Source organism: Desulfonatronovibrio magnus, assembly GCF_000934755.1.
GTDB classification, from domain to species: domain Bacteria; phylum Desulfobacterota; class Desulfovibrionia; order Desulfovibrionales; family Desulfonatronovibrionaceae; genus Desulfonatronovibrio; species Desulfonatronovibrio magnus.
Genome location: NZ_JYNP01000049.1, coordinates 15,614 through 34,663, shown reverse-complemented (window position 1 = coordinate 34,663; position 19,050 = coordinate 15,614). Strand labels below are relative to the sequence as shown.

17 protein-coding genes are annotated in these 19,050 nt (G+C 44.6%); 6 read left to right on the top strand and 11 right to left on the bottom strand.

Features of this window, described 5'->3' with window-relative positions; all coding sequences use genetic code 11:
- Positions 1-96: 96 nt before the first annotated feature.
- From LZ23_RS06590 to LZ23_RS06575, 3 genes are all read right to left on the bottom strand, one after another.
- Complete coding sequence (locus LZ23_RS06590; protein WP_045212623.1) at positions 97-465, bottom strand: hypothetical protein; 369 nt, start codon at positions 463-465, stop codon at positions 97-99.
- 3 nt (positions 466-468) lie between these two features.
- The gene (locus LZ23_RS06585) at positions 469-1,182 is read right to left on the bottom strand and encodes a YkgJ family cysteine cluster protein (RefSeq protein ID WP_045212621.1); all 714 of its coding nucleotides are present in this window, start codon (positions 1,180-1,182) and stop codon (positions 469-471) included.
- A 318-nt stretch (positions 1,183-1,500) separates the two neighbouring features.
- Positions 1,501-1,689 carry a ferredoxin gene (locus LZ23_RS06575; protein WP_028575099.1) on the bottom strand — a complete coding sequence of 63 codons (189 nt, stop codon included), beginning with the start codon at positions 1,687-1,689 and terminating at the stop codon, positions 1,501-1,503.
- Between the two features lie 276 nt (positions 1,690-1,965).
- On the opposite strand from LZ23_RS06575, the gene LZ23_RS06570 reads away from it, so the two are divergent.
- Positions 1,966-2,553, top strand: coding sequence for a VOC family protein (locus LZ23_RS06570; protein ID WP_045212615.1), 588 nt, complete (start codon positions 1,966-1,968; stop codon positions 2,551-2,553).
- A 238-nt stretch (positions 2,554-2,791) separates the two neighbouring features.
- Here LZ23_RS06570 and dsrP read toward each other — a convergent pair whose 3' ends face one another.
- From dsrP to LZ23_RS06530, 7 genes are all read right to left on the bottom strand, one after another.
- The gene (gene dsrP / locus LZ23_RS06565) at positions 2,792-3,949 is read right to left on the bottom strand and encodes a sulfate reduction electron transfer complex DsrMKJOP subunit DsrP (RefSeq protein WP_045212613.1); all 1,158 of its coding nucleotides are present in this window, start codon (positions 3,947-3,949) and stop codon (positions 2,792-2,794) included.
- A gap of 10 nt (positions 3,950-3,959) precedes the next feature.
- A complete protein-coding gene (dsrO, locus tag LZ23_RS06560) occupies positions 3,960-4,724 on the bottom strand; it encodes a sulfate reduction electron transfer complex DsrMKJOP subunit DsrO (protein ID WP_045212611.1) in 765 nt (254 codons plus the stop codon).
- Entirely contained in the window at positions 4,725-5,108 is a 384-nt protein-coding gene (gene dsrJ / locus LZ23_RS06555; protein ID WP_045212610.1) for a sulfate reduction electron transfer complex DsrMKJOP subunit DsrJ, read from the bottom strand.
- Positions 5,108-6,727: a sulfate reduction electron transfer complex DsrMKJOP subunit DsrK gene (dsrK, locus tag LZ23_RS06550; RefSeq protein WP_045212608.1), complete on the bottom strand. Its 1,620-nt coding sequence runs from the start codon at positions 6,725-6,727 to the stop codon at positions 5,108-5,110. Before dsrK ends, dsrJ begins: the two co-directional genes overlap by 1 nt.
- A gap of 6 nt (positions 6,728-6,733) precedes the next feature.
- Positions 6,734-7,762 (bottom strand): sulfate reduction electron transfer complex DsrMKJOP subunit DsrM, encoded by a 1,029-nt coding sequence (dsrM, locus tag LZ23_RS06545; RefSeq protein WP_045212606.1) that lies wholly within the window; start codon positions 7,760-7,762, stop codon positions 6,734-6,736.
- A gap of 40 nt (positions 7,763-7,802) precedes the next feature.
- Entirely contained in the window at positions 7,803-8,315 is a 513-nt protein-coding gene (locus LZ23_RS06540; RefSeq protein WP_045212605.1) for an RsbRD N-terminal domain-containing protein, read from the bottom strand.
- A gap of 583 nt (positions 8,316-8,898) precedes the next feature.
- On the bottom strand, positions 8,899-9,345 hold the full coding sequence (locus tag LZ23_RS06530) for an Hsp20/alpha crystallin family protein (RefSeq protein ID WP_052507163.1): 447 nt from the start codon (positions 9,343-9,345) through the stop codon (positions 8,899-8,901).
- Between the two features lie 565 nt (positions 9,346-9,910).
- Between LZ23_RS06530 and LZ23_RS06515 the strand changes: the two genes are divergently transcribed.
- A complete protein-coding gene (locus tag LZ23_RS06515) occupies positions 9,911-11,224 on the top strand; it encodes an ATP-dependent 6-phosphofructokinase (RefSeq protein WP_045212598.1) in 1,314 nt (437 codons plus the stop codon).
- A gap of 172 nt (positions 11,225-11,396) precedes the next feature.
- Positions 11,397-12,842 carry a UTP--glucose-1-phosphate uridylyltransferase gene (locus LZ23_RS06510; protein ID WP_045212597.1) on the top strand — a complete coding sequence of 482 codons (1,446 nt, stop codon included), beginning with the start codon at positions 11,397-11,399 and terminating at the stop codon, positions 12,840-12,842.
- Here LZ23_RS06510 and LZ23_RS06505 read toward each other — a convergent pair.
- The gene (locus tag LZ23_RS06505; RefSeq protein WP_052507162.1) at positions 12,813-13,859 is read right to left on the bottom strand and encodes a patatin-like phospholipase family protein; all 1,047 of its coding nucleotides are present in this window, start codon (positions 13,857-13,859) and stop codon (positions 12,813-12,815) included. The two genes, LZ23_RS06510 and LZ23_RS06505, sit on opposite strands and share 30 nt — an antisense overlap.
- Before the next feature lie 137 nt (positions 13,860-13,996).
- Between LZ23_RS06505 and LZ23_RS06500 the strand changes: the two genes are divergently transcribed.
- The 3 genes from LZ23_RS06500 (at position 13,997) to LZ23_RS06490 (ending at position 19,035) form a co-directional block, all read left to right on the top strand.
- Positions 13,997-15,070: a lipid II:glycine glycyltransferase FemX gene (locus LZ23_RS06500; RefSeq protein ID WP_045212595.1), complete on the top strand. Its 1,074-nt coding sequence runs from the start codon at positions 13,997-13,999 to the stop codon at positions 15,068-15,070.
- A gap of 417 nt (positions 15,071-15,487) precedes the next feature.
- Positions 15,488-17,608, top strand: coding sequence for a Tex family protein (locus LZ23_RS06495; RefSeq protein ID WP_045212594.1), 2,121 nt, complete (start codon positions 15,488-15,490; stop codon positions 17,606-17,608).
- Positions 17,605-19,035 carry a S1 RNA-binding domain-containing protein gene (locus tag LZ23_RS06490; RefSeq protein WP_052507161.1) on the top strand — a complete coding sequence of 477 codons (1,431 nt, stop codon included), beginning with the start codon at positions 17,605-17,607 and terminating at the stop codon, positions 19,033-19,035. The genes LZ23_RS06495 and LZ23_RS06490 overlap by 4 nt, the downstream gene beginning before the upstream one ends.
- The last annotated feature ends 15 nt before the right edge of the window (positions 19,036-19,050 follow it).

Sequence of the window (19,050 nt, the reverse complement as noted above, 5' to 3'; positions counted from 1 at the left end):
CTGGGACAAAATCGACAAATAACTGAAAATTATTTTCCTCTATACGTTATGCCCCCTGATCTCTGACCTCTGACTTCTGACCTCCGCCCCCTGACCCTATACGCCGCTTTTAAATTCCTTATTTTCCTTCTTCAACAGCTCTTTGTACCATAAAGAAAATTCATACATGGCTCTGGATTTGTCATCACCATTAATGATTCCCAGACACATCTCCAATACGCCTCTGCCATAGGCATTGCTATATTCGTCCGGTGGACAGTCATGCAAAAATTTCTGCATAAGCTGCTTACTGGTCCTTCTTGTGGTATCGGTTCTGATTTCAATAGGATTTTTGGGTTCCTGAAAAGGATCCCATTTATCAAAGCCGATGCGGTCTATAAATTTCTTTCTTCTTGGCGATAATGACTCATAAATGGCAGCTTTCTGGCTGTCCTGAGTTTGTTCCTGATGAATGATATTACTCATAAATTAGTCCTCCCTGGGGCCCAGTACCCACTCCTTGGTAGGAGCATTATTGTCAGGCTTTTCAGGCTTTTCTTTTACTCCAAGATATCGTTTTGTGTACTCAGTCAACAGGCACATGGAAACTGGAACCAGCATGGTATGCAACTGCGAATATCTTGAGTTGATGGAGACTGCAATTTCTTCACTCAAGGCCATAAGCTCCTGATAAAGTTTCTGCATGTGTACAGTCGGATATTGCTTACCTTGAGTAAAACCGGAAAGGGCACATGCTGCCACTCCGTATTCAGTATTCAATGGAATGCCATAAAGTCGGCAGGTAACTGGACGATGCTGATACATAGCACATCGACCATCAAATAACAAAGGGCACTGCACTTTTTCTTTGGATGCTTTCAATAAAACATCTCTGGCATCAGCCCCATCATGGTGATATTGAGCCAGTTTCTTTTTGATCTTGTGCAGCTTTCGATCTGCCTTATCAGCCTCAATGAGAATCTGGTGCCTGACGCTTGACTCAACATCCTGAAACCTGCTGTTAAGATAAAGGGCTTCAACTAAGGGCAGGTCAAACAGGGCATAACAGCACTCTGTACAGCCGTTATCACACTGAACTTCTGCGGAAAAATTTTTTTTCATCTGCAAAAAAAGATCATCAGTTCTTTTTTGCAGATCTTCATAAGCTTTGAAATATCTTGACAGATCAGTTCCAAGGTCCATCAACTTCCTCCTGCGGGAAAGGTTTGTTGTTAACACTATAGCAATAACTGAACGTGAACAAATGAATGATCACTTCAGACATCATCAGGATTTTGCAATATCAGACATGTTTAAGGCGGTTCCTGGTTGCGCATGAACTGCATCTGTAAGTTAGTCAGCTGACTGGATATTTTATGCTGCAGAAAGGCCATACTGTTGACTGGCTTAAGGATTTGTGCAAAATCATAGGATTGGTAGCCGTGTATAGATAAATTCATTACTGCGGCATAGCTTGTGGGAAAAAAGGGGGAGGCTTGAAGGCCTCCCCGGAAAGTCAAGTTAGACTTCAATTACTGTGATGGCCTCGGTCTCACAGACCTCAACACATGACTCACAGCCAAGGCATTCTTCCATATTAACTGGATCTGCCTTTCCGTCGTTGAGTTCAAAAACTTCAACCGGGCAAACATCAACACATTCGCCGTCGCCGTTACACTTATCTGTATCAACTGTGACTTGCCAACCCATAATAACACCTCCAAAATTAAATTAGGCTGAGAAAAAATCTGCAAACCAAAAGTAAATGCGACTTAGTCAAAATTACAATTCAATGTCAAGCCGGATTTTCAACAATTTTAAAGACATGAAAATTCAAAACCTTATGTAATAATACCGGATCAGATATTTCAGGAAAACAGGGAGCTACTTCACACTCAAACTGAAAGCATCTGAAAAAAAGAAACGATTACAAAAAAACTTTTGACTGTCCAGTTACATTTTAAAAAAACAAAAAGGACCATCATCATGAAAATCAAAGGAATAAATCATATTGCACTGGTAACCAGCAATATGGATCAAACAATTTTGTTCTGGAGAGATTTAATCGGTCTCAGGCTTATTGCCGGACTTGGAAAACCGGGGTATCGGCAATACTTTTTCGAGGCCGGTCATCTCAACATGCTTCTTTTTTTTGAGTGGAACCAGGTTGAACCGATACCTGAAAAAGATCACGGAGTTCCGGTTAAAGGTCCGTTTGCCTTTGACCATCTTGCCCTTGAAGTAGAACAAAAAGATGATCTATGGGAAATATACGACCGCCTCAGTGCAGCCGAAATCTGGGTCTCAGAGGTTATGGATCATGGTTTTATCTATTCAGTATACTCATTTGATCCCAACAACATTGCCATCGAATTTTCCTGGACTATACCTGATTCTGACCTGGATTTACATCAAAACCCTAAAATGCTCGACCTGAAACCAACATATCGTGCCATGCAGGGACCTCAGCCAGTCAACAATGCATTTCCTGAAGCATCACCTACTTCAGATGGCGATAAAAGGGTTTATCCCGGGGAAGGCAGTGAGTTCAGAAACCGCAGAAATAAATGGTAACGGACCGGCATAGCGGTCCGTTACCTGTAAAAACACATGATGTGACTTGCTGAGCAAAGTCTTTCATCTCTATATGGGTATCTGTTCAGCGCATTTAAGGAAAGCAGGAGACTGGCCACCCAACCTGTTTTTCGCTGACGAAAATAACAGTCTCAATAAAGCAAAGGTTGAGAGAGCCAGTCCCTATGCCACATGCCAATGGCTAAACTGTTACATGACATTTAAGCTTAGACTATTATTAAACCTCAATCTCTTTTTTGACCCCAATGGCAACTTTATACAGGATGGTCAGGATCAAGAACCCTTTAGCCCATATGGCCAGAGTTATCAGCAATTCCGGCTGTGTGGGAGTATAAATGACTACTTCCTTCATGGGGTTGGGTATGAATCCAGCAGAAATTAGACCAAGGCCCTTATCAATCCAGGTACTCATAAGTATTAGAATACATGAAAAGGCCAGAACATTTTCCGCCTGCCTGTTTTTGGGATTAAGGAGTATAATCACTGCGACAATCCCTGCAAATATGGCCACCCAGCTGAATGTTGCCAGAGTGGTATGGCCATCAAGCCCAAAATACAGAAACTTGTAGTGGTAAAGCTTGTCAGGAATCTGGCTGTACGCAGCGGTAAACACTTTACAGAGCACTATAAACAGGTGCACGGACATGGCGTAAACCACGATCTTGGCAAGGGCTTGAATGGACTCCTTGCCTGGATCCCACTTGGCAAAGGCCTTGACTATAAGCCCCAGCAGAATCAGAAGAGCAGGTCCAGCAGCAAAAGCTGATGCCAGAAATGATGGAGCCATGACAGCGGTCAGCCAGAAATCACGGCCGGGAAGACCAGCATACAGGAACGCTGTTACTGTATGAATACTGACCGCCCAGGGTATGGAGAGGTAAATAAACGGCATTATCCAGCGCGGAGGAGCCACCTGCTTACGCTCGGATTGAAGAGTAACCCAACCGATGAGCAGATTGAGAAATAGATAGCCATTAAGGACGATCATATCCCAGAACAGTATGGAGTTGGGTGAAGGATGAAGTATAACGTTCATAAGCCTGGCAGGCTGGCCAAGGTCAACTATGATGAACATAAGACACATGCTGACCGCTGCTATGGCCAGGAACTCACCAAGAATGAGCATCCTTCCAAATGCCTTGAAATTGTGTAGATATTTTGGAATAACCATCATTACCGCAGATGCAGCAACTCCAACGAGAAAGGTAAACTGGGCAATATAAAACCCCCAGGATACATCTCTGTTAAGGCCTGTAATGCCCAGCCCATGCTCAAGCTGCATCAGGTAGGCACCGGCTCCTACTCCAATGATGGCCAGCAGAAAGAATATCCAGCCCCAGTATAGTATATTTCCTTTTATTGCTTTTTCGAGCATCGTACACCCCTTATATTAGATAATAAACTTTTGGACCAGTGCCCAGTTTGGGTTTGCGGACCAGAGAATACCTCTCTCTGAGGGCTTTTCTCACATCTGAGTTGGAATCATTGAGGTCGCCGAAAAGCAGAGCTCCTTCAGAAGCTTCTACGCAGGCTGGCATTTGCCCCTTGTCTAACCTGTGGGCGCAAAATTCACACTTTTCCACTACACCCTTGGATCTTGTAGGATACTCATGAGAAAGATTTTCAAGATATATCCTTGGATCATAAAAGTTGAAGCTTCTTGACCCGTAAGGACATCCAGCCATACAGAAGCGACATCCTATGCAGCGATGAAAGTCCATAAGCACTATGCCGTCAGGCCTTCTGAAAGTAGCTCTTGTGGGACAAACCCGTACGCAGGGTGGATTGTCACAATGATTGCACAAGGTTAGAAAGGGCTGATTAGCCTTGTTTTTAAGGTTGGGATGGGACTGATCATAGAACAGATTCCTGAAAGGCTCAATCCAGATCCACTTGATGTTCTGGTCTGAGTCAATGTCAGGAACGTTATGAAGGGTATGACAAGCTTCAATACACTTATTCATGATTTGTCTGTCAAGCTTCTTGGTATCAATGGCCATTGCCCACTGAGAAGCTTCCAGACTGCCCTCTTCTTTAAAATACAGCTTGGGCCCGGCTTCTGTGGCAGCCCTGGTTAGAGAAGGACAAACACTCCAGCCAAGGGCGGCAAAGCCGGCCATTGCTATAAATTTTCTTCTACTGCTTTTCATTTACTCAACCCCCTCTGGCTCTATATGACAATCCCAACAATAAGGATCAACCGATACTGAATCATGGCATCGATCACAGAAATCACCCTTATTATTATGGCAGTTCATACAGGTCTTGGTCAGACTCATGGCATACATTTCCCCGGTCAGCATGCTCTGATATTCGCCGTAACCGTCTCGGACATAAGCATCACGCCATTCATTGAGCATTGTCATATGCTCCGCCCGCATGAACTCAACAGCCTCTACACAGTGCTCATGGTCTTCCGGCAATACCAGTTCTGGAGTTGAGTAGGCTTCGCTGCCTATATTAAACCAGAATGGAAAAGTCATTGCCAGGAAAAAAATAACTAAGCCCGGTATTATCTTATTGGAATGATACATTATTCTTCCTCCTTACCCGGAAGAGGTTCTGCTCTCAGGTCTGTCTCTCTTTCAGACTCACCAGGAAGGACCAGAGCATTGCCCACAAGCTCATGCAAACCACAAACTTCAACCCCGGGAACCCAGTAATTCACAGATTGAGTAAGGGTAGCACGGTCGATGGCACAGATACAGCTGAGCATGTTCACGTCATGACGATCATGAACAAACTTAACAGCATTGGCTCTCGGCAGTCCACCCATCATCCTGATCTCTTCATTTTCACCGGCATTCAATCCAGAACCGCCTCCACAGCAGAAAGTCTGCTCTTTCGTAGTTCCTTCCGGCATTTCATAAAAGTTATCCAGAACATTTTTAATGATGTATCTCGGTTCTTCAAAAAAGCCCATACCTCTGGAAGTGTTGCAGGAGTCGTGGAAGGTTGCCTTGATGTTGGCATTGCGGGACTTATCCAGATTCAGCTTGCCATTTTTAATCAGATCAGCTGTAAACTCCACAATATGCACCATCTTGGTTGATGCGGCACTTTGAAACTTGGTGCCGGTTATGGGTGACACAGGAGTTTCCAGAAAGTCTGCAGGGCCATTCATGGTGTCCATATACTGATGGATAACCCGCCACATATGTCCGCACTCACCGCCCAGAATCCACTTAACTCCAAGGCGTTTGGCCTCCATGTACATTTTGGCGTTCAGCCGTTTCATCATTTCGTGAGAAGTAAAAAATCCGAAATTACCACCTTCAGAAGCATACGTACTCCAGGTTACATCTAACCCGTACTCTTCCTTGAGATAGTGAAAAAGCATCAGGTATCCCATGCAGGTGTAAGTGCCCGGATCAGCAAATACATCTCCGGAAGGTGTGACAAACAAAATGTCAGCGCCTACTTTGTTAAAGGTAGGTTCAGGTCTGATGCCGCAGACTTCCTCGATATCGTCACAGAAAAAGTCTATCATGTCCTTAAAAGCATGAGGCTGGATGCCAAGATGATTTCCGGTGCGGTAGCAGTTGGCAACGGGTTTGGCTATCCAGTCAATATTAAGCCCGATAAGGTTGAGAAGCTCTCGACCTATGATGGTTATTTCAGCCTGGTCAATGCCGTAAGGGCAAAACACGGAACAGCGGCGACACTCAGTACACTGATAATAGTAGTACCAGATTTCCTTAAGCACCTCTTCGGTAAGTTTTCTGCCTCCGGCGAAGCGACCCAGAATTTTCCCTGCCTTGGTGATCTCACCACGGTAAATCGATCTAAGCAGTTCCGCTCTGAGAACAGGCATATTTTTTGGATCACCGGATCCTATAAAAAAATGACATTTGTCAGCACAGGCCCCGCAACGCACACATACATCCATAAAAATTTTGAATGACCGAAAACGGTCCAGACGTTCTTTAAGCCCGCCTATTACGATTTCCTGCCAATTCTCAGGCAATTTCCAGTCATCATCCAAAGGGTTCCATTTTCTGGGATTGGGCAATCCGACATATTCAAGAGCTTCAGGATCTCCAGCATAGCAGTATCTGCCAGGCTTAATTTTGGACTGCACATCCATCCAGTCCCCTTGCGGAGGTCTGTGAGAGATGTTCTTAAACAGTACATCCGGTTTTTCTATGGCCATTATTATTTACTCCTTATTTTCAGCGTTTTCCACAGTCTCTTCCAAGGGCTTCACCACAGGCAGATCAGCCTCCACCATCTTTTCTCTGAACTCATCTTCGTAAGCTTCATAAGTGTGAACCTTGACCGGATAGTTCCATGGGTTGACATGCCTCACTTCTCTTGTGTTGGCAGGCATATTCCTGGTAGGGCTGAGAAATACTCCGCCCATATGCATCAGTTTGCTCATGGGGAAGTAGAAAAGGAGCACTGATACCAGAAACAGATGGACATAGAATATGCTTCCCACACCTTCAGGCACCACTGGCCTGAATGTAACCAGCCCCATTGTGAGCTCTTTGACTGCCATGATATCCGTCTTGACAAAATAACGCATCATAATGCCGGACACCAGTACTGAAAGAATCAGAAAAAGGGGAAAATAATCAGCCGGTTGCGAAATATAGCGCACAGAAGGTACAAAAAGCCTTCTCAGCAGGAGATAACTCAGTGCTGCGATTGCAACAACACTGGAAAGATATAGTGCTGGCGCTCCTATCTGAAGCATGCTGTCCATTTTATCCAGCATTTCAAAGGGAAATGGTACCGGCTCAGTGAAAAACCTCATGTGCCTGAGAAAGATCACCAAAAATGTGTAATGAAAAAGAATCGCAAACAGCCAGAGCCACTTGCTCGAGGAGTATGCTACTCTTTGGCCGTCATGAAGCTCGACCTTGGAGTTGCGAAAAAGAGAACGAAAAAGAAAAATCTCAAAAAACATCCGGGCAATAACGCCGCCTGTACTGGATGGATTTTCAATTTTGTTCTCTTTAATCCAGGGCAATGACTTGCCCTGCCCACAGGTAGTGGTTATGTTGAATGGCACTGCCGCCTTTCCCCAGCCCACCACCTTTGCCGCAAACCCTACAATAAAAACCACAACGGCCAGATATGGAATTATCACCCCAAAAAGGTATTCCATACCCATAGCTCCAGCGCCTATCATGGCCAGTAGGATCAGGGCGAAGACCAGAAACATTGAATAAATCGCTTTCATGTGCTGCTACCTCACTTAAAGATTGAACATTATCTAAAAATTATTCAACGGCTTTTTCAAGAAGATTTGCTCGCTCCAAGAGCTTATGAGTCCTGGAGTTCATAAACTCCGCCTTGTGCTTCCAGAGAAGCTCCCTGCATGACATATATATATCAAATGCCATATTGTTCAGATATTCCAGACGTCCGAGAAAATCTATCCATTCTTCAAGCTGACTTTTTTGACTGAACTGTTTGCCGCAGGTTTCCCAGATTGATTCCTTGAACATAGGAACAAAGCAAAGGGCCTCTGAGGGAGTGAAACCTTGCACAGCCCTGATGCGAACCACAGCATCTACATATTTCTTCATCCTGTCCTCATCAGCATCAGACAGAAATTCGTCAAAAATATTTTCCAGGTTTATTCGAAAAGTATGTCCTACAGGATTGGCAAACTGTGCTGTTCCACCAAGAAAAAAACTGGCGGATTCCTTGGGATAAGTATCAATGAATTTTTTAAGCCACAAATTGATGATTTGAGTTTTATTTTCTTTAATTAAATCTTCTATCTTCATTTTAATTAGTTTTGATTTATGAGTTAAATTATTATTTTAAAATAAGCTCGAAGTTTTTCCTGGGTCTATCCAAAGCAGGCTGTTGATAACTGTTCATCTTACCGGAATAAACTGACAAAAAACCTTTCAACATGCGTTGAGATGAACCTCTCTTAAATCAGCCGTCTTTTATCGTCAAGACAATTTGAGAAAAAAATAACAAGAAATATTTATATTTATATATGTGATATCAAGGCTTTATCTCCAATAAAGTTTTTTTTCACAAAATATTTACAAAGAAACCCTGCACTAATGCGGGCTGTGCCCACAAACCAATTTAAACAAGCATAGTTAAGTTTGGGCGATAACCTTACTCTTCAGGCTGAAGACTGAAGACTGAAGGGTGAAGGCTGAAGGCTGAAGGGTGAAGGGTGAAGACTGAAGGTTGAAGGGTGAAGAATATGGATCTTGGGCATCATTGCTCTTTCAAGATTAAATAAATTTCTTTTTTTTTCTACTGGATTGAAACGGTAAGCTACTAAGGCACCCCTGACCTCTAACTTCTGACATCTGACATCTGCCCTCTGACCCCTGACCCCTGACCTCATTCAATATCTATGCGTAATGTTCTGTTGCGCTTTCCGGTTTTGGCAATGGTAACACTTAGAATCCCCTGGGAAAATATGGCCTTAACATTAGATGTATCAGCATATTCCGGCAGAACAAAAACCCGGCTGAAAGGGCCGTAAGATCTTTCCAGAAACTGATACCCGGTTGAAGAGGCATCTTTCTCCATCCTTTTCTCTCCGTAAACAACCAGTTGTTCACCCTGAACCTCCAGATTAATGTTTTCACGAGTCACCCCGGGCAATTCAAGTTCAATGACTATCTGAGTTGTATTTTCATACATGTCAGCCGCAGGCTGCCATAATGACAATTTGTCCTGCCCCAGACCTTGTTGATTTTTCCGGTTGAAAGACTCATTCATGATTTTATCCATTTCCTCACGCATTGTCTTTATTTCAGCCCATGGATTATGTTTATCACTCATGACACTACCTCCATATTTTTTTGTCAGGCTTACAGGAAAAGCTGACCTTTTACTCTTTTTCCCTGGGTCCAGTCTAAGAACACCTCTTTTTTTGCGGCTCCAGCCTCATTTTGAAGAAACGGCTGAAGCCGCAATAACAAAACGCCCCCTGGCTGGAGCCTGGGAACGAGAAATATAAACTACTCGCATATTCGGTGCCGCCCCACCCGAGTGAAGCGCTTTTATGGGATCTGTCCCTTGAGGCGACTTTCTTCTAAATTTTCACCCTGTTCTGTCAACATCTTTCTGAGTCGGGCTTGTTGAACTGATAAGCGCTGATCTTCATCCTGCGCTACACTGATATAATCAGACCATTGACAAACTTCACGTTTATAATATCCTAAATGGAAAATGAGCAGTGACATAGAATCGTCCCATCCGGGCGGACCGGGGGCCGACCCCTCACACCGGTGGTAAGGGACGCAACCGAATGAGCGTGAAATCCGGCACATTTATCAGATGCCACTAAAGACAGATAACCGGATAATATATTTTTTAACCACTAACTACTTTCAGGATAACTTGCATGACCCAGAAATTCGATACTTCCATAAAAACTGTAGGACCAGCAAAAATTGAAACCCACCTTCCCTTCTGCCGCATAGTGGAGGATAACAAACAAATCTCCATGAATATCAACCCGGAAATGCTGGGTGAAGAACAAAACGGCGACCTTAATCTTAAATTTGAAGAGGCTGGACCCAGAAAAAACCTTTATTTTGATCCCTCCAAAACCAAATGCGCTATAGTCACTTGCGGAGGTCTCTGCCCCGGCATAAATGACGTCATCAGAGCGATTGTCATGGAAGCCTACCACAATTACAATGTCCCTTCTGTTCTGGGTATAATGTATGGGCTTCAGGGCTTTATTCCCAAATATGGTCATCCCGTTCTGGAGTTAACTCCGGACAGCGTAACCCAGATACATGAGTTCGGAGGCACCATCCTGGCTTCTTCCAGAGGTCCACAGCCTCCCGAAGATATTGTGGATGCCATGGAAAGAATGAACATCAGCATATTATTTATGATTGGCGGCGATGGCACCATGAGGGCAGCTCAGATTATCTCAAGGGAAGTGGCCAAACGTAACAACAAAATGTCCATCATTGGAGTTCCTAAAACAATAGACAATGACGTCAACTTTGTATCAAGAACTTTTGGATTTGACACTGCAGTGGAAAAAGCCACCGAGGCCATTCGCTGTGCGCATACTGAAGCTCTGGGTGCTCCCAACGGAATAGGCATGGTTAAACTGATGGGCCGGGAATCCGGCTTTATCGCTGCTCAGGCAACCATTGCCCTCAAAGAGGTTAACTTTGTCCTCATACCTGAATCCCCTTTTGAGCTTCATGGAGAAAACGGTCTTCTGGTTCACCTGGAAAAGAGGCTCAAGGACAGAGGGCATGCGGTCATCGTTGTAGCTGAAGGAGCAGGACAGGAACTTTTTGAGCGTAAAGGATCAGATCCTTCCGGCAATATCATTCTCGGTGACATCTGCTCGATTTTAAGAAAGGAAATTGATAAATATTTTAAAGCCAAAGATATTGAAATTACCTTAAAGTTCATTGATCCGAGCTATATCATCAGATCCATACCGGCTAATTCCAATGATCGGGTTTATTGTGGATTTCTTGGTCAGCACGCTGTGCACGCCGGCATGTCCGGTAAAACCGACATGCTGGTCAGCATGCTGCAGGACAGGTTCATTTATCTGCCCCTGTCCCTGGCAACCCAGAAAAGAAGAACCTTGAACACCAATTCAAACTACTGGGGATCAGTTATGGCCAGCACAGGACAACCCATGGCCATGCTCAGCAATCCTCCTGAAAATTGTAAATAAAAGTAGTAGTTTACCCTTTTTTATGGAAAGCAGGGGACAGGCAGTCCGGACCCTGCTTGAGCATCAACCGAAGTTTTAAACGTGTCATTTTCAGGCAGGTAAGTCCCGGAAGAGCCAGTCCCCATGCCATACGCAAAGTGCTAAACTATTACAATAAAAAAAGGAGTAAGATATGGATAATAAGCATCTGTCGTGTATTTCCAACACTGACCCGGAACTTATGCAGATTTTCAGACCATTCGCCCTGAAAATGGAAGAACAATCACTTCCTCCCATAGTGATAAATCTGTTTAAATGCTATTTTTCCCAAATGCTTTACGGCAGCCAGGGAAAACTTAACAAAAAAGAGATTCTCCCGGTAGAAGAGTCAGAACTTCAGGACCTAAGCAGTATATCAGAGTACAGGGAGGCCGCGGCAGAAGCAATATCCGAACTGGTGGTCATAAAACTTAATGGCGGCCTGGGAACCAGCATGGGCATGGAAAATGCCAAGTCTCTGATAAAAGTCAGGGACGGCAAGTCTTTCCTCGAGCTTATTCAGGATCAGATCAGGGTGCTACGGGAAAAATACAATACCGCCATACCACTGCTTTTCATGAACAGTTTTCGGACGCACATGGATACCATGCTTCATATCAAGGACCTTGAAAACCCCTATCACCTTCCCATGGCCTTTTTGCAACATAAATACCCCAAGATTCTCGTGGATGAAAATGCACCTGCCAAATGGCCGGACAATCCAGAGCTGGAATGGAATCCTCCAGGACATGGCGATATTTACACTGCCTTGATTACCTCAGGCATTCTGAAAAACCTTTTGGACAAAGGTTATAAGTACGCCTTTATTTCCAATTCCGACAACCTCGGTGCTACCATGAATGAACAGATACTGGGATACGTCAAGTCACAGGAATTCACCTTTCTCATGGAAGTAACCGCCAGGACAGTTTCTGACCGCAAAGGAGGCCACTTATGCCGTCTGCTGAAAAATAACCGCCTGGCTTTGAGGGAAATCGCACAATGCCCGGAAAATGAACTTGATGAATTTATGGACATAAACAAATATTCATTCTTTAACACCAATTCCATCTGGCTGAACCTCGAAGCCTTAGAAAAGGTTTTTCTGCGTCATAGAATGGTCCCTCTCGATCTTATCATCAATACCAAAACACTGGACCCGAGAAACTCTGATTCGCCAAGTGTTTATCAACTTGAAACAGCCATGGGCTCTGCCATTTCAGCATTTGATCATGCTGGAGCCCTTAATGTTCCAAGAGACCGTTTTGCTCCGGTAAAGACCACTGGAGATCTGCTAACAGTCATGTCCGACTGCTTCATTCTGTCTGAAATGAACACCATTATACCCAATCCCCAACGTAAAGGCCCCACACCAGATGTGCAACTGGATTCCAGTTACTACAAAAAAATTGACCAGTTTGAAAAAAGGTTTTCCCATGGCGCACCATCTCTGATTGAATGTGAATACCTCAAGGTCGAAGGTGACTTTTCTTTCGGTCGGAACGTAACCTTAAAAGGACATGTAACCCTGAAGAATACTACTGGCAAACAGGTCCAGATTGAAGACAACTCAACCCTGGAAGGAAATAAGACCTTTTAGCCTTTGAGCTTCTTTTTTGGTTATTTCCAGGCTATCCATAGCTTCTTCACTGCTGATGAGAGCTGCAAGGCAGGCATCAAATCCTTCCCGGATGCTCTCATCAGCCCTGTGAAAATCCATAAATCTTATTTCTCCAAGTTCAGGGCGTACCAGAATATCAGCCGGTTCATCATGCAGCCGGAGATTAGTGATGGTCTTTTCCATAACAAGAGTAGAAGCGAAGATAATATCAAAAATATTGGGCCCTGCTGGCTTGTTTCGCCAGTTTTTAAATGAGTCAAACCAGGATAGTTCCATGCGATCCAAGTGTTCCATAATTCCGGGAAAAAAACTGTTTTTTCCCTGACTTTCTGCAGACTCCTTTTTTTCCGTGTCTAAAGAATCAGTCTGTCCGGCGTCATCTTCCAGCTGCCCTTCCTTGATTGCGCACTCAGTTTTTTTACCTACCACGCTTGAACGCATGGCAGCATAATGATTGAGATCAACGGCAATAACTAATTCCGCACCCATTTCTCTGACCATATTTACCGGAAGTGGATTGACCAGCCCTCCGTCAACCATAAGCCGATCATTGATCATTACCGGAGTGAACAGACCCGGCACTGCTATGCTGGCTCTGACAGCCTTAACTACATTACCGCTCAAAAGCCAAATTTCTTCACTGGTCTGTAAATCAGTAGCCATGGCTCCAAAGGGAATCTGCAAGTCAGCAAAAGACTTTCCAGCTATAAAAGACTCGAAAAAATCCGTCACTTTTTTTCCATCAAGCAGTCCGCACTTGGGAAAAACCACATCCAGCATGGACAAAACCTTCTTGCGGTCCAGATTGAGGACTGATTGCTTGAACTCATTGATACCACCAGCTGCGTATACAGAGCCAACCAGAGCTCCGATACTGGTTCCTGCCACACATGAAGCCTGAACCTTGCACTCCTGCAGAGCTTCCATGACACCAATGTGCGCCCAGCCTCTGGCCGCTCCTCCACCTAAGGCTAAACCAATATTTTTTGTGATCATACATACTCCCTTTTTTGTTTGGTACATCCATGCAGTCCCGGGATTAAAGCTGCGAATAATTTACATCTACACCCCAAATCATGCAAATCCAAATATTTTCTTGACAACTTGATCAATCCATGGTCACAGGTGCGGCCATGAAAATCAAGCTGATACCAAAAACAACCAAAAGCCTGTTGCCGACGGATATCCTGTTTCAGACACCATTCTGGAGTCGTGTCAAATCATGCCTGGGCTTCAAGCCTGTGGCTTTTGATGTCAAGTCTCCCTCCAGCAAGGGAGACATTCTCGTCCTTATTCAGCCACATGGAGCCGGTGGCAGGGCCGCATATATTCCTCAAGGCCCTGAATGTGGGCCTGATAATCAAGAGGAATACGGTCTGTATCTTGAAAAATTGTCTCAAGCCATGTTCCAGCACCTTGGCTCTGACATATCCTTCATCAGGTATGATCTTCCCTGGAAATCTCAGTACGCTGAAGAAATCAGGCAGCAAAAGCGTCTGGACTATCCCAGGGCAGAATTAAGAGAAATGCGTATGAACATGGGAACAAGTCAGTGGAATCTCAGAAAGGCTTCAATGGATATGACAGTATCCAGCTCGCTGATTGTTGACATAAATATACCTGAAAAGAAGATTTTAAACAATATGAAGTCCAAAACCAGATACAATATCGGGTTGGCTGAGCGCAAAGGAGTAAGGGTAATTCAGGCCGGGCCTGAAAGGCTTCATGAATTTTATGATCTTTATGTACAAACTGCCCAACGAAATAATTTTTCCATCTGTGAATACAGACACTTTACCGCATTGTTTAACACAAACTTAAGAAGTCAGGATGATTCCAGGCTGCTCTTCCTTCTTGCCACTCACAATCAGGATATTCTGGCTGGCGCAATTATCGGCATCTCAAATAAAAACGCATTGTATCTTTATGGAGCTTCATCCAATACAAAGCGAAATTTCATGGCTCCTTACGCCATGCATTGGGAGGCCATGCTGCAGTCTAAAGCTGGCGGATGCCATACTTATGACATGGGTGCTATATCTCCCTCCCTGAACAGGGACCATCCATTTTATGGCCTATACCGCTTCAAGACCGGCTTTGGAGGTCGCATTGAGTACAGAAGCGGTTCCTGGGACTATCCTTTTGACCCCCAAAAGTACCATGCATTAGTTAATTCCAACAATCTGGCCAGGGCGGTTGGCGCGTAAGATTATATATTGCCGTCCATTATTGCATATTATAGCCCTTGTCATATTTTTCACTTCAAATCAGTTGATTATCCCGGCAAAAAGACATAAACTGACTGCTTCAAACAATCCTTTTATTTGAATCAAGGCACTGTAGCATTGCGCGTTTCTGAAAACTTTAATTTTGAGTTGAATGTCATAGCTATTTTGATGTTAAAACCCGATTGTGTCGGCCTGGCACGGGGACTGTCCCTGGCTTCGGGACTGTCCCCTATTGACTTTTCAGAAACACGTAATGCTCCCAATCAAGGCACAAACAGGAATATATATTTTAGCGTCGTGTAACTGTTCACTATTATTTTACCACTTTTGCGTAAAGCCGAGGGCCTGTTTTCTTTTCCAATTTTATTTGTAATCCCCATCTTTACAGTACAACGCATGTCTATCAATCATAATAAAATCGCGGCTGAACTGAGCCTCAATCCAGACCAGATCTCAGCTGTCCAGTCTCTTGTTTCTCAGGGTGGTACTATACCATTCATTGCCAGATACAGAAAAGAAAAGACCGGGAATCTCGATGAAGTAAAAATTTCAGAAATCATAAATCGCCTTGAAGCCCTTGAAAAATTGGAACAAAGGCGAAAAACAATACTTGCCACACTGAATGAAAAAGGGATAACCGACGCTGAACTTATAAGTTCCATTAAAAACACTGAAAATCCAACCACTCTGGAAGACCTATACCTGCCCTATCGCCCCAAACGCAAAACTAAAGCAGCCATTGCCAGACAAAAAGGGCTGGAACCACTGGCTGAAATTCTCTGGATCCAGCAGGACCATGTGGATCCTGATAAAGAAGCAGAGAAGTTTGTTAACGACGAGGTTCCTGACCAGGACACAGCTCTGGCTGGAGCCAGAGATATTCTGGCTGAAAAAATCAGCGAGGATGCTGAAATTCGAGCCAGACTCCGACACCTCTTTGCCACAAAATCATTAGTTAAAAGCCGGGTTATGAAAGGCAGAGAAGTCGATGGCCACACTTATAGTGATTATTTTGATCATCAGGAGTCGGCTTCTAAAGCAGGTACCCATAGAATTCTGGCCATGTTCAGAGGCGAACGGGAAAAAATTTTACACCTTAGCATTAGACCGGACAACTCAGCAGCCTTGGAAATAATTCAGCGACAGGTTTTGTCTGGAAATAACAAATCATCACTTCAGGTAGACGCAGCAGCCTCAGACTCCTGGAAACGGCTTTTAGCTCCGAGCTTGGAGAATGAGCTTAGAAAAAATCTAAAGGAAAAAGCGGATCTGGAAGCAATTCAGGTCTTTGCCACTAATCTCGAATCCTTGCTCATGAGTCCTCCGCTGGGATCAAAACCTGTAATGGCTGTTGACCCTGGATTCAGGACAGGCTGCAAAGTGGTGGTACTCGATGAAAATGGCAATCTTGCTGCCCACGCTCTGATCCACCCTTTTGACAAACCAAATAAGGCTGGCTATGCCATCTCCAACCTGCTTGACAGATTCCAGATATCTGCCATTGCCATTGGCAACGGTACTGCAGGCAGAGAAACAGAAACATTTTTTCGAGCTCTTGACCTCAAAATACCTGTTTTGCTTGTAAACGAATCAGGAGCATCTGTTTATTCTGCATCGGATATTGCCAGAGAAGAATTTCCAGACCATGACATCACTGTCAGAGGAGCTGTTTCCATTGGCCGCAGGCTTATGGACCCTCTCGCTGAGCTGGTCAAAATTGATCCCAAGGCTATTGGAGTAGGTCAGTATCAGCATGATGTGGATCAAAGCCTGCTGCGCAAGCGTCTCGATAATGTTGTATCTTCTTGTGTAAACCGGGTTGGTGTATCATTGAACACTGCCAGTGCAGCTTTACTCTCTTACGTGGCCGGTCTTGGCCCGAGTCTGGCAAAAGCTGTGGTTCAGTACAGGACTGAAAACGGACCATTCAAAGACAGAAAGTCTCTGACTAAAGTCCCCCGGCTGGGAGCCCGCACCTTTGAGCAGGCAGCAGGATTCTTTCGGGTTGAAGAAAGCAGCAACCCTCTGGATGCCAGCGCTGTCCACCCTGAACGCTACAGCCTGGTGAACAAAATGGCTACCGATATTCAATCCACAATTAAAGAGCTGGTAAACAATCCTGACCTTCGAGCCAGAATAAATATTCACGACTATATTTCCCGGGAAGTGGGCCTGCACACATTGCAGGATATTATGTCTGAGCTGGATAAACCCGGACGTGACCCAAGAGAAAAGTTTATCCCTTTCAGTTTCGCAGATGTTCATGCCATTGAGGACCTTGAACCTGGAATGATTATTCCTGGCATTGTGACCAATGTAACCAACTTTGGCTGCTTTGTAGATGTAGGCGTTCACCAGGACGGCCTGGTACATATCAGCCAGATGGCGGACAGATTCATCAGGAATCCTCATGACATAGCCTCTCCAGGTCAAAAGGTACAGGTTCAGGTAATTGATGTCGATATTCGCAGAAATCGAATTGCATTATCCATGAAAAAAACACAATCAGGAGTATGATGATGGAAGACAGAGATGAGCAGCTTAGTTTTGCCGAAATGCTGGCCGATTCAGAGATGGATACCGGGCCCGAGCTTAAGCCCGGAGACAAGGTGCGGGGTAAAGTGATCAGCATTGGTCAGGAGCAGGTATACATTGACACCGGAACAAAAATTGACGGGGTAGCAGATAAGCAGGACCTGTTGGACGATGAAGGTAATCTGAACATTCAGGAAGGCGATACAGTTGAACTTTTTGTGGTTTCAATGGACCATGCTGGAATACGTCTCGCTGCTTCCTTTGGCGTACATGGAGGAACAGAACAGCTTGTCCAGGCCATGGAACAGGAGATTCCAGTGCAGGGCAAAGTTAAGGAAACATGCAAGGGCGGCTACAGAGTTCAGGTCATGGGCAGCCATCTTGCGTTTTGCCCCATGAGCCAGATAGACAGCCGGATTGTTGATGATCCTCAAACCCTGGTGGGTGAAACTCTACTTTTCTTAGTCAGTCGAGTGGAATCCAATGGACGCAATATTGTTGTTTCAAGAAGATCGCTTCTCGAGAAAGAAGCTGCCAAAGCTCTGCGTGAATTTAGAGAAAAATTTCAGCCTGGAGACAATTGTCAGGGCACAGTTACCAGAATCGAGCCTTATGGAGTTTTTGTTGAAATAGCTCCCGGCCTTGAAGGTCTTGTCCATGTCAGTGAAATGAGCTGGTCCAGAAACCTTGATCCTGCAGAAGCTGTATCTGTTGGCGAGAAAGTATCTGCCGAGCTTTTGAACATTGAAGACCATGAAAAAGGTGTACGAATCGGGCTGTCCATGAAGAAGGCTCAGACAGATCCCTGGGAAAAAATTGATGAGATATTCAGTCCGGGCAGCGTGGTTGATGGGGTAGTGACCCGCATCGCACCTTTTGGCGCTTTTGTGGAAATATCTCCTGGTATCGAAGGGCTGGTTCATGTCAGTGAAATGAGCTACCTGAAAAGGGTAAATAAGCCCGAAGACGAGGTTGATACTGGACAGAATATTCAGGTCAAGGTGTTGAACATTGATCCCCAGGAAAGAAGAATATCTTTAAGCATGCGCGACGCTGAAGGGGATCCCTGGGCTGAGGTAAGTGCTCGCTATCCAAAAAATTCCCAAGTCGAAGGAAAAGTGGAAAGGATGGCAGATTTTGGCATGCTGGTAGCTTTGGAGCCAGGTGTAGTAGGCCTTATTCCGGCTTCCATACTAAACCGTTCCCAGGACCAGACCCTGACCAGCAAAAAGCCTGGAGATAAAATCATGATTGCTGTGGAGTCTGTTGATGAAGCAGCGAGGCGTATCTCTTTGAAACCAGCAGAAGATGTGCAGTCCGACGACTGGAAATCCTATGCCACAGCAAAAAACAAAAACCTTGGATCATTGGGGCTGCAACTTAAAAAAGCCATGGAGCAAAAAAAGTAACGTTCATCTGCTTAC

Excerpts from the sequence above, each read along its gene's own strand:
- LZ23_RS06575 (WP_028575099.1), bottom strand. The coding sequence starts at position 1,689 with ATGGGTTGGCAAGTCACAGTTGATACAGATAAGTGTAACGGCGACGGC.
- dsrM (WP_045212606.1), bottom strand. The coding sequence starts at position 7,762 with ATGAAAGCGATTTATTCAATGTTTCTGGTCTTCGCCCTGATCCTACTG.
- LZ23_RS06490 (WP_052507161.1), top strand. The coding sequence starts at position 17,605 with ATGATGATGGAAGACAGAGATGAGCAGCTTAGTTTTGCCGAAATGCTG.
- LZ23_RS06570 (WP_045212615.1), top strand. The coding sequence starts at position 1,966 with ATGAAAATCAAAGGAATAAATCATATTGCACTGGTAACCAGCAATATG.
- LZ23_RS06540 (WP_045212605.1), bottom strand. The coding sequence starts at position 8,315 with ATGAAGATAGAAGATTTAATTAAAGAAAATAAAACTCAAATCATCAAT.
- LZ23_RS06590 (WP_045212623.1), bottom strand. The coding sequence starts at position 465 with ATGAGTAATATCATTCATCAGGAACAAACTCAGGACAGCCAGAAAGCT.
- dsrK (WP_045212608.1), bottom strand. The coding sequence starts at position 6,727 with ATGGCCATAGAAAAACCGGATGTACTGTTTAAGAACATCTCTCACAGA.
- dsrP (WP_045212613.1), bottom strand. The coding sequence starts at position 3,949 with ATGCTCGAAAAAGCAATAAAAGGAAATATACTATACTGGGGCTGGATA.
- LZ23_RS06500 (WP_045212595.1), top strand. The coding sequence starts at position 13,997 with ATGAAAATCAAGCTGATACCAAAAACAACCAAAAGCCTGTTGCCGACG.
- LZ23_RS06530 (WP_052507163.1), bottom strand. The coding sequence starts at position 9,345 with ATGAGTGATAAACATAATCCATGGGCTGAAATAAAGACAATGCGTGAG.
- LZ23_RS06515 (WP_045212598.1), top strand. The coding sequence starts at position 9,911 with ATGACCCAGAAATTCGATACTTCCATAAAAACTGTAGGACCAGCAAAA.
- dsrO (WP_045212611.1), bottom strand. The coding sequence starts at position 4,724 with ATGAAAAGCAGTAGAAGAAAATTTATAGCAATGGCCGGCTTTGCCGCC.
- dsrJ (WP_045212610.1), bottom strand. The coding sequence starts at position 5,108 with ATGTATCATTCCAATAAGATAATACCGGGCTTAGTTATTTTTTTCCTG.
- LZ23_RS06510 (WP_045212597.1), top strand. The coding sequence starts at position 11,397 with ATGGATAATAAGCATCTGTCGTGTATTTCCAACACTGACCCGGAACTT.
- LZ23_RS06495 (WP_045212594.1), top strand. The coding sequence starts at position 15,488 with ATGTCTATCAATCATAATAAAATCGCGGCTGAACTGAGCCTCAATCCA.
- LZ23_RS06585 (WP_045212621.1), bottom strand. The coding sequence starts at position 1,182 with ATGGACCTTGGAACTGATCTGTCAAGATATTTCAAAGCTTATGAAGAT.
- LZ23_RS06505 (WP_052507162.1), bottom strand. The coding sequence starts at position 13,859 with ATGATCACAAAAAATATTGGTTTAGCCTTAGGTGGAGGAGCGGCCAGA.